The sequence below is a fragment of the Kitasatospora sp. NPDC089797 genome, assembly GCF_040684795.1.
In the GTDB taxonomy this organism is placed as follows: Bacteria; Actinomycetota; Actinomycetes; order Streptomycetales; family Streptomycetaceae; genus Kitasatospora.
The window spans coordinates 15883-30148 of the sequence record NZ_JBFBGS010000017.1 but is presented as its reverse complement, the minus strand read 5'-3'; the positions used below and the strand labels follow the sequence as shown (position 1 = coordinate 30148).

Annotated in this window: 15 protein-coding genes; 7 read left to right on the top strand and 8 right to left on the bottom strand. The window is 75.1% G+C overall.

Features of this window, described 5'->3' with window-relative positions:
- Positions 1-123: 123 nt before the first annotated feature.
- The gene (locus tag AB0O91_RS15550) at positions 124-975 is read right to left on the bottom strand and encodes an alpha/beta hydrolase (RefSeq protein WP_363432477.1); all 852 of its coding nucleotides are present in this window, start codon (positions 973-975) and stop codon (positions 124-126) included.
- Positions 976-1224: 249 nt separating this feature from the next.
- Between AB0O91_RS15550 and AB0O91_RS15545 the strand changes: the two genes are divergently transcribed.
- The gene (locus AB0O91_RS15545; RefSeq protein ID WP_363432475.1) at positions 1225-1866 is read left to right on the top strand and encodes an ABATE domain-containing protein; all 642 of its coding nucleotides are present in this window, start codon (positions 1225-1227) and stop codon (positions 1864-1866) included.
- A 53-nt stretch (positions 1867-1919) separates the two neighbouring features.
- Here AB0O91_RS15545 and AB0O91_RS15540 read toward each other — a convergent pair whose 3' ends face one another.
- Positions 1920-2948 carry an Lrp/AsnC family transcriptional regulator gene (locus AB0O91_RS15540; protein WP_363432473.1) on the bottom strand — a complete coding sequence of 343 codons (1029 nt, stop codon included), beginning with the start codon at positions 2946-2948 and terminating at the stop codon, positions 1920-1922.
- Positions 2949-3074: 126 nt separating this feature from the next.
- Between AB0O91_RS15540 and AB0O91_RS15535 the strand changes: the two genes are divergently transcribed.
- The 4 genes from AB0O91_RS15535 to AB0O91_RS15520 all read left to right on the top strand — a co-directional run bounded on the left by AB0O91_RS15535 (position 3075) and on the right by AB0O91_RS15520 (position 6788).
- The gene (locus AB0O91_RS15535) at positions 3075-4568 is read left to right on the top strand and encodes an FAD-dependent monooxygenase (RefSeq protein WP_363432470.1); all 1494 of its coding nucleotides are present in this window, start codon (positions 3075-3077) and stop codon (positions 4566-4568) included.
- A 179-nt stretch (positions 4569-4747) separates the two neighbouring features.
- Positions 4748-5389 (top strand): DedA family protein, encoded by a 642-nt coding sequence (locus AB0O91_RS15530; protein WP_363432467.1) that lies wholly within the window; start codon positions 4748-4750, stop codon positions 5387-5389.
- Positions 5390-5525: 136 nt separating this feature from the next.
- The gene (locus tag AB0O91_RS15525) at positions 5526-5777 is read left to right on the top strand and encodes a hypothetical protein (protein ID WP_363432465.1); all 252 of its coding nucleotides are present in this window, start codon (positions 5526-5528) and stop codon (positions 5775-5777) included.
- Positions 5778-5894: 117 nt separating this feature from the next.
- Positions 5895-6788 carry a LysR substrate-binding domain-containing protein gene (locus tag AB0O91_RS15520; protein WP_363432463.1) on the top strand — a complete coding sequence of 298 codons (894 nt, stop codon included), beginning with the start codon at positions 5895-5897 and terminating at the stop codon, positions 6786-6788.
- 10 nt (positions 6789-6798) lie between these two features.
- Here the strand turns inward: AB0O91_RS15520 and AB0O91_RS15515 are convergent, their stop codons facing one another.
- Positions 6799-7665 (bottom strand): M24 family metallopeptidase, encoded by an 867-nt coding sequence (locus AB0O91_RS15515; protein ID WP_363432460.1) that lies wholly within the window; start codon positions 7663-7665, stop codon positions 6799-6801.
- A 244-nt stretch (positions 7666-7909) separates the two neighbouring features.
- On the opposite strand from AB0O91_RS15515, the gene AB0O91_RS15510 reads away from it, so the two are divergent.
- Positions 7910-8911: an alpha/beta hydrolase gene (locus tag AB0O91_RS15510; protein ID WP_363432457.1), complete on the top strand. Its 1002-nt coding sequence runs from the start codon at positions 7910-7912 to the stop codon at positions 8909-8911.
- A gap of 86 nt (positions 8912-8997) precedes the next feature.
- On the opposite strand, the gene gndA is transcribed toward AB0O91_RS15510, so the two are convergent.
- From gndA to AB0O91_RS15485, 5 genes are all read right to left on the bottom strand, one after another.
- Positions 8998-10449: an NADP-dependent phosphogluconate dehydrogenase gene (gndA, locus tag AB0O91_RS15505; RefSeq protein ID WP_363432455.1), complete on the bottom strand. Its 1452-nt coding sequence runs from the start codon at positions 10447-10449 to the stop codon at positions 8998-9000.
- A gap of 250 nt (positions 10450-10699) precedes the next feature.
- The gene (locus AB0O91_RS15500) at positions 10700-11473 is read right to left on the bottom strand and encodes a maleylpyruvate isomerase N-terminal domain-containing protein (RefSeq protein WP_363432453.1); all 774 of its coding nucleotides are present in this window, start codon (positions 11471-11473) and stop codon (positions 10700-10702) included.
- A 112-nt stretch (positions 11474-11585) separates the two neighbouring features.
- Positions 11586-12182 (bottom strand): hypothetical protein, encoded by a 597-nt coding sequence (locus AB0O91_RS15495; protein ID WP_363432450.1) that lies wholly within the window; start codon positions 12180-12182, stop codon positions 11586-11588.
- Positions 12179-12475, bottom strand: a complete 297-nt coding sequence (locus AB0O91_RS15490; RefSeq protein ID WP_363432448.1) for an Ada metal-binding domain-containing protein — start codon at positions 12473-12475, stop codon at positions 12179-12181. Before AB0O91_RS15490 ends, AB0O91_RS15495 begins: the two co-directional genes overlap by 4 nt.
- Positions 12476-12487: 12 nt before the next feature.
- Positions 12488-13213, bottom strand: a complete 726-nt coding sequence (locus tag AB0O91_RS15485; protein ID WP_363432445.1) for a 2OG-Fe(II) oxygenase — start codon at positions 13211-13213, stop codon at positions 12488-12490.
- A gap of 328 nt (positions 13214-13541) precedes the next feature.
- Between AB0O91_RS15485 and AB0O91_RS15480 the strand changes: the two genes are divergently transcribed.
- Positions 13542-14228, top strand: a complete 687-nt coding sequence (locus AB0O91_RS15480; protein WP_363432442.1) for a hypothetical protein — start codon at positions 13542-13544, stop codon at positions 14226-14228.
- Positions 14229-14266: the final 38 nt, after the last annotated feature.

The window sequence follows — 14266 nt, the reverse complement described above, 5'->3', positions numbered from 1 at the left end:
CTGGATCTGGGCGGCGGTGTTCGGCTCCAGGCTGTTGTCGGTGACGTCGACGTCGCCCTTGTCCAGCGCGGCCTTGAGGTCGACCGGCTTGTCGCCCGCGCACCCCGGCCCCTGGACGGGTGCTCAGGAGAGGAACTCCCGGATGGCCGTGGCGATCTCCTCGGCGTGGGTCTCCAGGGCGAAGTGACCGGTGTCGAGGAAGCGGACGGTGGCCTTGGGGAGGTCGCGGGTGAACGCCTCGGCTCCGGCGGGCAGGAAGAAGGGGTCGTTGCGGCCCCAGACGGCCAGCAGCGGCGGCTGGTGCCGGCGGAAGTACTCCTGGAAGGCCGGGTACAGGGCGACGTTCGTGCGGTAGTCGCCGAACAGGTCCAACTGGGCCTCGTCGGCGCCGGGCCGCGCGAGGTAGGCGCCGTCGAGGGTCGTGCCGTCCGGCGAGACCGCCGTCGGGTCGGGGGTCCCGTGGGTGTACTGCCAGCGGGTGGCCTCCGGCGTCAGGAAGCTGCGCAGGGCCTCACGGTTGGCGGGCGACGGGTCCTGCCAGTAGGCGCGGATCGGGTCCCAGCCGTCGCTGAGCCCCTCCTCGTAGGCGTTGCCGTTCTGCGAGACGATCGCGGTGATCCGCTCGGGGTGCCTGGTGGCGAGGCGGAAGCCGGTCGGTGCGCCGTAGTCGAAGACGTAGAGCGCGAAGCGCTCCAGGCCGAGCACCTCGGTGAAGCGCTCGACGACCTGGGCGAGGTGGTCGAAGGTGTAGTCGAACTCCTCGCGCGGCGGCAGGTCGGTCTGCCCGAAGCCGGGCAGGTCGGGGGCCACCAGGTGGAACCGGTCGGCCAGCAGGGGGATGAGGTCCCGGAACATGTGGCTCGCGCTCGGGAAGCCGTGCAGCAGCAGGAGGGTCGGGGCGTCGGCGGGGCCCGCTTCGCGGTAGAAGACGTTCAGTCCGTCGACGTCCACCGAGCGGTAGGCGATCTGGGGCATGGTGTTCCTTCCTTGAGCAGATAACTTGCATGGCGCAGCTGGATTGGTTATGCGATGGCTGTGACGATGTGGGTCGTCCGGCCGTTCACGTGTCAAGGATTGCCACCCTTGCCGACAAGGAGCCATGAAGGCGCCGTAACCGGCTTGGCTGCGTTTTCGAGGTTAGGAACGTGCTTCGTAACTTGTCAAGAGCTGTTGGAGTGGTTAGCCTTGATCCAAGGCTGATCCCTCGACCGTGGAGCGTGTTCCGTGTCCGACCGCCGGCCGCCGGCCCTCTTCGTCGCCGACGCCCTCGGCCTGGACTTCCTGAACTCGGTCGCCACCCCGGCCGCCGAGCAGGTCGACTGGATCCCCGACGGCGATGGCCTGGTGGCCTGGCTGGACCAGGCCGGGCTGGTGCCCGCCGAGGAGTCGGAGCGGCTGCGGGCGCAGGCCCTGCCCGGGGAACTGGACCGGGTCGCGGCCCAGGCCCGGAGCCTGCGGGAGTGGTTCCGGGGGTTCGTCCGGCAGCGGATGGGGCGGCCGGTCGGGGCCGAGGACCTGCACGAGCTGGAACCGCTCAACCAACTCCTCGCCCGGGACGAGCAGTTCGTCCGGATCGTGGCCGACGATGCGGGGGGCGAGGGGGCGGCCGGCTCGAACGGGCTGCTCCTGCGCACCGAACGACGCTGGCGCACCCCGGAATCGCTGCTGCTGCCGATCGGGCAGGCGCTGGCAGCGACCGTCGGCCGGGAGGACTTCCGGTACGTCAAGGCCTGCCAGGGGCCGACCTGCACGCTGCTGTTCGCGGACCACACCCGGGGCCGCGCCCGCCGCTGGTGCAGCATGGCGGCCTGCGGCAACCGGGCCAAGCAGGCGGCGCACCGCAACCGGACGGCGACATCACGCTGAGGCCGCGCTGAGGCCGAGCGCCGGGGCGGTGGGAGCGGTCGGTCCGCCCGCCGCTACCAGCGGTTCGCCGCCTGTTTGACGGTCCGGATCACCGGCGCCGTCTCGACGTGGGTGACGGCCGGCAGGGCCGCCACCCGGGTGGTGAGGTACCGGTACAGGGCGCGCTGGTCCGTGCACACCACGGTCGCGTGCAGGTTCGTCGGCCCGGTCGTGGCGGCGGCGAAGGCGACCTCGGGGTGCCCGGCCAGGGCCAGGCCGGCCTCCTCCAGGTGCGGGGGAGCGACCGAGAGCCAGAGCAGGGTCCGGCCGCCGTAGCCGAGCAGGCGCGCGTCGCAGTCGATGTCCAGGTAGAGCACCCCGCGTTCGCGCAGCTCCGCCATCCGGCGCCGGACGGTCGTCGGCGACCAGCCGGTCACCGTCGCGAGCCGCTCCGTCCCGGTGCGGCCGTCGGCGGCGAGGGCGGCGAGCAGCTTGCGGTCGCCGTCGTCCAGCCGGACCGGCCCCGGGTGCTGCGCCACCGGCGGCACCGGCGGCAGCGGTGGTGCCGGTGGCGGGCTCAGAGCCGCCACGGCCTCCGCGTCCAGCGGGCCGAGCTTGGCGATCAGGCTGTCCGGACCGCCGTAGAAGGAGTGCAGCACGGAGTGCGCGCTCACCCCCTCCACCCGCGGGGTCCGGGGGAGCCGGTCCAGCAGCAGCGCCTCGCTGTCGGCCGCGCTCTCGGTGCGGACCACGCAGGTGATCTCGGTGCCGCCGGAGGTGAGGCTCACCCAGGAGGTGTCGGGGCGGCGGGCCAGCGCCTCGGCGACCGCGACCGAGGCGGACGGCGCGCAGCGCACCCGGAGCAGCCAGAGCACCGCGCCCAGCGCGGTCGGGTCGATCCCGCCGAGCACCCGCAGCGCGCCGACCGAGCGCAGCCGGGCGTACCGGCGGGCGACCGTGCGGTCCGACACGCCGAGGACGGCGGCGACGGTGCTGAACGGGGCCCGGCCGTCGATCTGCAGGGCGTGCACGAGCCGGCGGTCCAGTTCGTCGAAGCCGGCGGGGTGGAGGGAGCCGGGGCGGCCGGTCGGGTCGGATTCCACCGTGCCGAGCCTAGCCGGTGTCGGATCGCGGCACCATCGAGCCGCTCACTGGTCCAACCCGCCCGGCCGGAAGGAGTGTTGTCCCGTCCCCAGGATCCCACGAACCACCTGACCGAGGAGAAGACCATGGACACCGACGTACTCGTCGTCGGCGCCGGCCCGACCGGACTGACGACGGCCAACGAACTGCTGCTGGCCGGGGTGCGGACCGTACTGGCCGACCGGCTGCCGGAGCGCAGCGCGCTCTCCCGGGCGGGCGGCGTGCAGTCCCGCACACTGGAGACGTTCGACCAACGCGGGCTGCTGGAACCGCTGCTGGCCTCCGGCGACCGCCCGGTCGGCACCAGTCACTTCGCCGGCATCCCGCTGCCGACCGCGCCGCGCACCGACCCGGACCCGGACACCGCCGCCTTCCTGCCCCGCCAGCCGTGGCGCTCCGTCCCGCAGACCGACCTCGAGGCCTTCCTCGAGCGGCACCTCGCCGCCCAGGGCCTGCCCGTGCGGCGCGACCACGAACTGACGACCCTCGACCAGGACGAGGACGGCGTCACCGCGGGCTTCGCCGATGGCCGGGTGATCCGCGCCCGCTACCTGGTCGGCGCCGACGGCGGCCACAGCACGGTGCGGTCCCTGCTGAAGGCCGAATTCCCGGGCCGCCCCGGCACGTTGACCACGATCGCCGCCGACGTACGGCTGAGCGGCACCGACGGGCTGGCCACCCACCACCGGTCCCCGGACGGCCACTGGGCCGGCGTCTTCCCGCTCGGCACCGACGGCGAGGGCCGGCCGCTGCGCCGACTGGCCATGGGCGGTCCGGGCCGCTCGCTGCCCCGGGACGTCCCGATCACCGAGGAGGAGATCCGCGCAGGCCTGCGCGCCGTGTTCGGCGAGCGGGTGCACCTGCTCGAACTGTGCCACGCCCGCCGCATCACCAACGCGGCCCGGCAGGTCGCGGAGTACCGGCACGGCCGGGTCCTGCTGGCCGGCGACGCGGCCCACGTCCACCTCCCGCTCGGGGCCCAGGGCATGAACGGCGGCATCCAGGACGCCTTCAACCTGGGCTGGAAGCTCGCCGCCACCGTGCGCGGTACGGCCCCCGAGGGCCTGCTCGACAGCTACCACGGCGAACGGCACCAGGCCGGCACCCTCGTGCTGCGCAACATCCAGGCGCAGAGCCTGCTGATGGACTGGGCGGGGGGCGGCGACCCGGACGTGACGGCCACCCGGGAGGTCTTCGCCGAGCTGGCCGAGCTGCCGGACGTCCGGCGCCACCTCGGCGGTCTGATGTCCGGCACCGCGACCCGCTACCCGATGCCGGACGCCTCCGCCCACCCGTTCCTCGGCCTCCCGGTGCCGGACCTCGACCTCGGCCCGACCCGGCTGTACGAGGCCCTGCGCTCCGGCTGCGGCGTGCTGCTCGACCCGCAGGACACCCTCGCCGGGCCCGCCGCCCCATGGGCGGACCGGGTGGACCGGACCGGCCGGGGCGCCGCCACGGCGCCGCTGCTGATCCGCCCGGACGGTTACGTCTGCTGGGCCGGTACGGCGGACCCGGCGGACCGGGCGGTGACGCTGCGCTCCGCCCTCACCCGCTGGTTCGGCGCCCCGACGGGCCGCTGACCACCACCCGGCCCGCGCCGGGCGCCCGGTCGGCAGCCCCGCCGCCGGACGCCCGCCGGGTCGGGAGCCGGGGCCGGGAGCCGGGGTCGGGAGCCGGGGCCGGACGCCCGTCGGGGCCGGAAGGGGCACAGGCGCTACATTGGGGCGGAAGGGGCCCGATCACCGGCGAGGTGTGGCCGATGCACTCGATCACCGACTGGCTGCGCGGCCTGTCCGGCCCGGTGGTGTACGCGGCCGTCGGCGGCATGGTCTGCGCCGAGGACGCCCTGTTCTTCAGCTTCTTCATCCCCGGCGAGACCGCCGCCGTCCTCGGCGGCTTCATCGCCCACCAGGGCAGCGTCCCGCTCGGCTGGATGGTCCTGGTGGTGGTCTGTGCGGCCGTCCTCGGGGACACCGTCGGCTACGAGATCGGCCGCCACCTGGGCCCGGCGATCCTGCGCACCCGTCCGCTCCGGCGCCACGCCAAGCGGGTCGACACGGCCCAGGACCTGATCCGGCGGCGCGGCCCGGCCGCCGTCTTCGTCGGGCGGTTCATCGCCTTCTTCCGCCCGCTGGTGCCCTCGCTGGCCGGGATGTCCCGGATGCCCTACCGCCGGTTCCTGTTCTACAACGCCCTCGGCGGGCTCGCCTGGGGCGTCGGCTTCACCCTTCTGGGCTACTTCGCCGGAGCCGCCTACGCCAGGGTGGAGGGCATCGTCGGCCGGGTCGCCACCATCGCGGTCGCCGTGCTGCTCGCCGTCGCCCTGCTGGTCCTGTTCCTGCGCCGGCACCGCTCGCGGGGGAGCGGGCCGGCCGAGGACGGCGACGGCCGGGAACCCTGACCGCGCCGCCCGGGGCTACGGTCGAAGGAGCGGTGCGCCCACGGATCCGGCGCCCGGCCGGTTGGAACCGGTCCGCCGGGGCAGCCGCCCTGGTACCCGCCGATGACTCCACTGACTCCACGGAGAGGAACGGGCCATGACCACGCGCGACGACAACGGGACCCAGCCGGACGAACCGGCCCGGGAGCGGTCCGCGGAGGAACGCTCCATCACTGCGCCCACCCCGGCCGACGTCCGGAAGAAGGCCGAGGGAACGGTCGGCGCCCGGGAGCGGTCCGCCGAGGAGCGCACCATCACGGCGCCCACCCCGAACGATGTCCGCCGGAAGGCCGAGGCGGGCGAGGACGAGGACCCACGGCCGCCCGCCGCGGACACCGTGGCACCCTGAGCAGCGCGGCACACCCCCTCCCGTCACCCGGACCGTCGGGTATCGTCCGTCACCGTCCGATACCCGACGAGCGGGCCGGTCCCGCCCGCGCCCGCCGACCACGAGGGGAGCCGCGCGGTGGACACGTCGGCGCTGCCCGGCCTCGCCGCCCTGCGCTGCGTCGAAGCCGCGGCCCGGCTGCGCAGCTACACCCTGGCCGCCCGCGAACTCCACGTCACCCACAGCGCGGTGAGCCACCAGGTCCGCGCCCTCGAAGCCCGGCTCGGGGCGCCCCTCTTCACCCGCGCCGGACCGGACATGCTGCCCACCCCGGCCTGCGAACGGCTCGCCGGCCGGCTGCGCCGCACCCTCGCCGAGCTCGCCGAGGCGCTGGACGAGGCCGCCGGCGCGGGCGTCCGGGCGCCCGCACCGCTGGAGTTGAGCGTGATGGCCGACTTCGCCAACCTCTGGCTCATCCCCCGGCTCGACGACCTCGCCCGCGAACTCCCGGAGCTGGAGCTGTCCCTGCGCCTGCACACCGGCACCGCCCCGCCCGACCCGCGCTCGGCCGACGTCGGCATCTGGCACCGGCGGATCGAGGAGCGCGGCTACCGCTCCGAACGGCTGCTGGCGGACCGGGTCATCGCGGTGGCCGCCCCCGCACTGCTGACCCGTCACCCCGGCCTGACCACGGCCACCCTGCCGCGGGCACCGCTGCTGCGCTTCGTCGCCCGGTCCTGGCAGGAGTTCTTCACCGTGGCCGGGCTCGACGCCGAGGATCCCGGCCACGGGGTGATCTACTCCGACGCGGAGGCGCTGTTGCGGGCGGCGCTGGCCGACCAGGGCGTCGCCATGGTGCGCCGGCAGCTGGCCGAGGCGCACCTGCGCGGCGGCGAGCTGGTGCGGATCGGGGAGGTCGAGATCCCCGCCCAGCTCGACTACTACTTCAGCCGGCGAGAGGACCACCCCCGCGCCGCCGTGATCGAGGCGCTGCGCGGCTGGCTGCGCGCCCGGCTGGACGCCGCGCCGTAGCCGCCGCCCGCTACCGGCGGGCGGCGTGGCGGCGGTGGTCGTGGCGGCGGTGGTCGTAGAAGGTGACGTCCTCGCCCTCGCGCAGGTCGAGCACCTCGCAGCCGTCCCCGGTGACGGCCACCACGTGCTCCCAGTAGACGGCGGGCGATCCGTCGGCGGTCACCGCCGAGCGGGTCGGGTCGGCCAGCCGCAGCCCTTCGCCGCTGCCCGCGCAGATGAACGGCTCGACGGTGATGACCATGCCCTCCGCCAGCACCCGGCCCTCGTGGCTCGGGTCCTCGTAGTACGGGATCAGCCAGCCGTCGGCGTGCACCCGGCCGATCGAATGGCCGGTGCCGCTGGCCACCCGCAGCATCGAGAAGCCGAACGACTCGACGTAGGCCTGGACCTCGCGGGCGATGTCCTGCAGCCGCGCCCCCGGTCGGACCAGGCTGATGCCCAGACACATCGCCTGGTGGCCGACGGCGTTCAGCAGCCGGTCCCGGGGGGTGGCCCCGTCCCCGACGATCCACATCCGCTGGGTGTCGCCGCACCACCCGTTCTTCCGGATGCTGACGTCGACGCCGAAGAGGTCGCCCTTCCTCAGCGGGATTCCGCTCGGTTCGCCGCTGAAGGCGATGTCGTTGTGGGCGATGGAGATGCAGGCGAACTCACTGGAGTCGTAGCCGGAGAGGTCCTCGCGGTCGATCTCCGCGCCGTGGGTGTACACGATGAGGTCGTGGGCGATGTCGTTGATCTGCCGCGAGGTGACCCCGGGCACGATGTGCGGCGTCAGGTCGTCCAGCACCCGGGCCGCGATGCCGCCGGCGATCCGCAGCAGGGAGATCTCCTCGGGCGTCTTGACGGAAGTGCTGTCGTAGTCGACGTCATGGCTCATGAAGGACCTCCGGGGTCGTCGGAATTCTCGGGGCGTTCGGGGTTCCCGCCGCCGGAATCGAGTATTCGGCGGGTCCTGCCGGAAAGGCCAACGAGACTAATTCAACGGCTGGTTGAGGGGAATTCCACGGCCCGGTGGGGGCAGGACGGGAGTAGGCCGACCGGGCCCGGCCCGACCTGCCGCACCTCCGCGCGGGCCGGGCTGGCAAGCTGGGCCGGTCGGGCGTCGCCGGGGAGGGGTGGTCGTGGTGGACGGATCGGTGGTGCCCGGGGTGCCTCCGTTGGACCCGGAGGTGCGGGCGGCGGTGGCGGCCGCCGGTCCGGAGGTGCGGCAGGTGCTCACGCCGGAGGGGCTGGCGGCGTGGCAGCAGCGGGACGCCGCCGCCCGGCCGAGGCCGACGCTCGATCGGTTGCGGGACGGCGGCCGGTTCGAGGTGGCGGAGCTGCGGGTGCCGCGGGGCGGCGAGGAGGGCGAGGTCACGCTGGTCAGCGCGCGGCCCGCCGGGGCCCGGGGGCCGTTGCCGGTGCTCTACTACCTGCACGGCGGTGGGATGGTGATGGGCAACGCGTGGTCCGTGCTGCCGCGAGTGCTGCAGTCCTGGGTGCTGCCACTGGGGCTGGCGGTGGTGTCCGTGGAGTACCGGCTGGCACCGGGCACCCGCTTCCCGGGGGCCGTCGAGGACTGCTACGCCGGGCTCGACTGGCTGGCCGGGCACGCCGGTGAACTGGGCCTGGACATCGGGCGGTTGGTGATCGGCGGCAAGAGCGCGGGCGGCGGGCTGGCGGCGGCCCTCGCCCTGCTGGCCCGCGACCGGGGCGGCCCGGCCGCGCTCGGCCAACTGCTGCTGAGCCCGATGCTCGACGACCGGGGCGAGACCTTCTCCAGCCACCAACTGGCCGGCCACGACACCTGGGACCGCACCTCCAACGCCACCGCCTGGCAGGCCGTGCTCGGCGAGCGGTACGGCGCCGCCGACCTCTCCCCGTACGCCGCCCCGGCCCGCGCCACCGACCTGTCCCGGCTGCCGGCCGCCTACCTCGACGTGGGCTCCGCCGAGATCTTCCGGGACGAGGTCGTCGGCTACGCCGACGCGATCTGGCGGGCCGGCGGCGCGGCCGAACTGCACGTCTGGTCCGGCGCCTGCCACGGCTTCGACAGCCTCGCCCCGCAGGCGGCCGTCAGCCGGGACGCCGAGGAGGCCCGCACCCGCTGGCTGCGGCGCGTCCTCCGGGTGTCGGCCCCCTGACCGTCCACGGCCCCTGACCGTCCACGACCCCTGGTCGGCCGGGCCTGCCCGACCGGTGACGCCCCGGTTCGGGCCCGCCCGACCGGCTACGCCCCGGTGTCCGTCCGCTCCTCGGGGCGGCCGGGCTCGGCCCAGCGGGTGTGGTAGCTGCCCGGCCGGTCGGTGCGGTGGTAGGTGTGAGCGCCGAAGAAGTCGCGCTGACCCTGGATCAGCGCGGCGGGCAGGTGCTCACTGCGCAGGGTGTCGTAGTAGGCGAGCGCGGCGGAGAAGGCCGGCGCCGGGATGCCGCGCCGGGCCGCCGCGGCCACGACCGTGCGCCAGGCCGTCTGGGCGTCGGAGACCTCGCCGGCGAACTGCTTCTCGGCCAGCAGGCTCACCAGGCTCGGGCTGTCGGCGTGGGCGGCGCGGATCCGGTCCAGGAAGGCGGCCCGGATGATGCAGCCGCCGCGCCAGATCCTGGCCACCGCGCCGAGGTCGATGTCCCAGCCATACTCGGCCGCCGCGTCGCGGATCATGGTCCAGCCCTGGTCGTAGGCGATGACCTTGGACGCGTACAGGGCCTGCTCGACGTCCCGGGTGAAGCGCTCGGCCTCCTGCGGGCTCGGGTCGGGCTCGGTGCCGCCGGGCAACGGGCGGTAGGCCGCCCGCAGTTCGGCCCGGGAGGAGGCGACCCGGGCGAAGGTGGCCTGGGCGATCGCGGTGACCGGGGAGCCGAGGTCGAGCGCGGTCTGGACGGTCCAGCGCCCGGTGCCCTTCTGCTCGGCGGCGTCCCGGACGATGTCGACGAAGGGCCTGCCGGTGTCGGCGTCGGTGTGGGCGAGGATCTCGGCGGTGATCTCGATGAGGTACGAGTCCAGCCGCCCCTGGTTCCAGCGCCGGAAGATCCCGGCGATCTCGGCGGGGGAGTGGCCGCCGACCTCCCGCAGCAGGTGGTAGGCCTCGGCGATGAGCTGCATGTCGGCGTACTCGATGCCGTTGTGCACCATCTTCACGAAGTGCCCGGCGCCGTCGGTGCCGATGTGGGTGCAGCAGGGCTCGCCGTCCACGTGGGCGCTGATCCTCTCCAGCATCGGGCCGAGCACGGTGTAGGACTCGGCTGAGCCGCCGGGCATGATCGAGGGGCCGTGCAGGGCGCCCTCCTCGCCGCCGGAGACACCGCTGCCGACGAAGTGGATGCCGCGCTCGCGCAGCGACTTCTCGCGGCGGCGGGTGTCCAGGAAATGGGCGTTGCCGCCGTCGATGATCATGTCGCCGGGCTCCAGCAGCGGGGCGAACTCCTCGATCACCTCGTCGGTCGGTTCGCCGGCCTTCACCATGACCAGCAGCCGGCGGGGCCGTTCCAGCGCGGCTACGAACTCCTCCGCCGACTCGGCCGGGACGAACCTGCCCTCCCGGCCGAACTCCTCGACGAGGGCCCTGGTCCGGGCGGGGGTGCGGTTGTGCACGGCGACCGTGTAGCCGTTGCGGGCGAAGTTCCGTGCCAGGTTGCGGCCCATGACCGCCAGCCCCGTCACGCCGATCTGTGCGGATGCGTCCATGACCTGCCGCTTCCTTCCTCAGGGCTTCCGGCGAGCCGGTCGGCTCGTACCGGGTGTCGCGTACCGCGGGACCTGGAGTCTCGTGCCTGCCGCCGCGCAGCGGAAGACCGCCCGGCGCGGCCGGACTTCAGGATCACCGCCGGACGGTGCGCCGCGCCCGGGAGGCTAGCCCGTTCAGGGCCGGGCGCCCGGGCCGGTGACGGCGGGTGGTGACGGCGGGTGGTGACGGCGGATGGGGACGGTGCCGGGCTCAGTAGCCGCCCAGGAGGTTGCGGAGTCTCAGCAGGGCCTCCGGTCCGGCGGTGCTGTGCCAGCGGCCCGGGTCCGCGGGGCGGCGCCCCCAGAGCAGGAGCACCCGAGTGGCCGCGTCGCTCTCGACGGTGGCCGGGCCCTCCGCAGCGGCGAACCCGATGCCGACGCCCCCGGCGTCGGCGGTCACCAGCACGTCGTCGGTGCCCGGGACGCGCAGCCGGCCCTCGACCGGGCTGCCACCGGGGCCGAGGCCGAGCCCGGCCGCGCCCTTGACCAGCAGGGGCCGTCCGACGGACAGCACGGTGTGCCGGGTCATCCAGGGCTCGTCCAGGGCGGCCGTCGCGGTCCGGTCGTCCCCGGTGAGGTCCCAGCGGTGCATGACCAGCTCCTCGCGCAGGTGTTCCAGGAAGAACGGCACGGTGACCGTCCGGCCGGTCCAGCCGATCTCCGTCTCGGGGGCCAGGTCGCCCGCCGCCGCCGAGGCGACCTCGGTCAGTTCCGCGCAGCGGCTGGTGAAAGCCGTCCAGAGCTCGGCGTCGGACATCCGCCGGTACGGGGCCTCCCGGGTGAAGCCGCGGGTCTCCACCGGGGCGCCGGCCAGGACGGCCCGCAGCACCCGGGCGAGCTCCTCGGCGGTGCCGGCCTGGTGGGCCAGTACGTCGCGGACCGTCCAGCCCTCGCACCAGGTGCCGTCGTCGGGGCGCCGTTGCTGGACGGCGCGGAGGAAGGGGACCAGCTCGGGCAGCGCGTCGGCGACTTCGGTGGGAACCATGCGGCATGGGTATCCCGGCGGTACGGTCCGCCAAACGCGGCGGGTCCGGGAGGGGCGGCCACCCGCTCGCCGTTCACGTCCCCCGCCGTCCGGGCGTACCGGTGGGGCGGGGTCATCGGTCACCGCCGTCCGAGGGCGGCGGGGTGACCAGCCGGCCGTGCCGGACCTCCCAGCGGCCGCCGTCCGCCGTGGCGCCGCGCAGGCCGTCCAGGGTGTGCGGATCGTCCGGGGTGTGCGGATCGTCCGGGGTGTGCGGACCGTCCGGGGCGTCCGGGCCCGCGAGGGCGACGGCGCGCGGCTCGGCCAGGGCGGCGAAGCCGAAGGTCCGGCCGGGGGACCACGCGGTGCTGTGGCGCAGCCGCCGGGCCAGCTGGATCCAGCCGAGCGGGGCGGCGGCGATCACCCAGGCGTCCGGCGCCTGGGCGGTCAGCCGCTGCGCCGGGCGCAGCCAGGAGGCCGCCTGCTCCGGCCAGTCGACGACGGCGAGGACCGATCCGCCGCGGGCCCGCCAGGCCTCGGTGAAGGCCTCGGCGGCGGCCCTGGAGGCGTCGTCCCGGCTGTGGCCGATGGCGACCGTGTGGATCCGGGGGCGGGCGGTCGTCAACAGGCCGAGCAGGGCGGTGAGTTCGGCGTCGGTGTGGTCGGCGGGGGCGGACAGCGGTCGGTGGGCGTCGAGCGCGGCGGGGCGGAGCAGCGGGGACGAGGTCATCGGTGCTCCGCCTGCTGTCGGGCCTTCCAGCGGAGGTACGTGGTGGGCAGGCAGACGGCGCAGGGCCGGTAGCCGGCCGCGAGGGCGGTGGGCTCGTCGGCGAAGAAGACCCGGTGGCGGACGTAGCCCCCGGCGGCGATGGCGCGCCGGGCCGACGGGCAGTCGAGCCGCCCGTAGATGCGGCCGGGGCGGTAGCCGCCCAGGGTGCCCGGCCGGGTGCTGGTGAGGCTGCGGCCGTCCGGGCCGAGCAGCCGGTAGGTGCGCGGGCCGGGGGCGGTCATGGGGGTGGTCATGGGGTGGCCGCCTCAGGCGTCGTGGAAGACGAGGCCGAGCGCGTGCCGGCGGCCCGAGCGGACGGTGCTGACCCCGTGGCGCACCGGGGCGGCCGAGAAGCCCCGGGCCGAACGGACCGGCCGGTCGCGGGTGGTGAAGACCAGGCCGTGGCCCTGGGGGAGCACGGTGCTGGTGCCGCGCGACTGGGCGCGGGGGCGCTGCTCGACGAGGAGGAACTCGCCGCCGGTGTAGTCGGTGCCCTGCTCGTCGAGGCCGACGACGACCTGGAGCGGGAAGACCAGGTCGCCGAAGAGGTCCCGGTGCAGCGCGTTCCAGTCGCCGGGCCCGTACCGCAGCAGGATCTGCGAGGACTTGGACTGCCCGGCCGCGTGGCAGCGCGCCAGCCACTCGTCCAGGTCGTCCGGCCAGGGCGCGGGGCGGCCGAGCTTCGCCGCCCATGCCCGGGCGACGGTCAGCAGGTGGGGGTAGAGGGCCCGGCGCAGCGCGTGGACGGGTTCGGGCAGGTCGTGGGTGAAGTACCGGTACCGGCCGGAGCCGAAGCGGTGGCGGGCCATGTCGACGGTGCTGCGGAAGAGTTCGGGCCGGTCGTGGAGCGCGGCCAGCTCACGGCACTCCGGGCGGGTGAGCAACTGTGGGGTGAGCGCGCAGCCGTGGGCGTCGAGCTCCTCGGTGAGGGCCGGCCAGTCGGCCGAGTCGACGCGCTGCCGGGCTGCGGCGGTCGCGGTGCGGGTGGTCACGGGGGTCCCTCGCTGGTAGTCGGTACGGCGCGGGCGGGGCCGACCGTCCGTCGGAGCCGCCCGCGCCGGGTCCAGTCTGCGGCGCGTGGGCGGCCGGCACCGGCGGGTTTCGGACCGGGCGTTCGGACCGGGCGTTCGGGCCGGGCGTTCGGAGCAGGTGTTCGGAGCAGGTGTTCGGACCAGGTGTTCCGAACGCGCCGGGGGACTGTCGGTCCCGGCTGTGATGATCTCCTCGGGCGTCGACGAGGTTCGGGGAGGGCACATGGTGGACGCGGGTACGGACCGGCGACCGGCGGCGGGAGACCGGTTCCGGCGGGGTGACGTGCTGATGGTGGAGTGTCCGTTCACCGAGGTGACGGTCACCGGGGTCGGGCAGGGCCACGTCTCGCTGCGCTGGCCGTGGTGGGAGGTCGACCCGCTGGCGGCGGGCGTGCGGTGGAACGGGGGCGTGGCGCTGCCGACGCCCGAGCAGTACGGCTGGGAGCGCTCGCTCTTCCGCACCGAGCCGTCGACGGACGCGCTGGCGGCGGGCGACGTCTGCCGGGTCGGGGTGCCGCCGACGGTGATGTACGTCGTGGACGTCCAGCACTTCGAACCGCCCCTGGAGACGGGCTGGTTGCCCCGGCCGGCCCGGTACCTCGGCCTGCTGCGGCAGGGCGAGACCCATGCCCCCGGGGTCGAGGAGCAGACGTACCAGCTGGACCCGGCGGGCGGTGAGCCCTTCCGGATCCGGCTGCTCTACCGGCCCTTCGCCTGCCTGGAGCCCGGTGACGAGGTCGCGGACCGGGACGGCCGGGCCTGGCGGTTCGACGCCGCCTGGGACTGGCACGCCTTCGACGGCGGGCGGTTCGGCACACCGGCCTGGCCGTTGGCGCTGCTCGCCCGGCGGGCGGGCGGTCCGACCCCGGAGGAGGCCGCCGCCGTGGCCCGGGTGACGGCGGTCGGCAGTCATGCGGAGGAGGTGGAGCGCTGGTCCGGACTCGCCCTCGCGGAGCCCGTCGCCCTGCGGCCGTAGCTGCGGCGCCCGGTACGGCGTCGCCGGTCGGCCTCCCC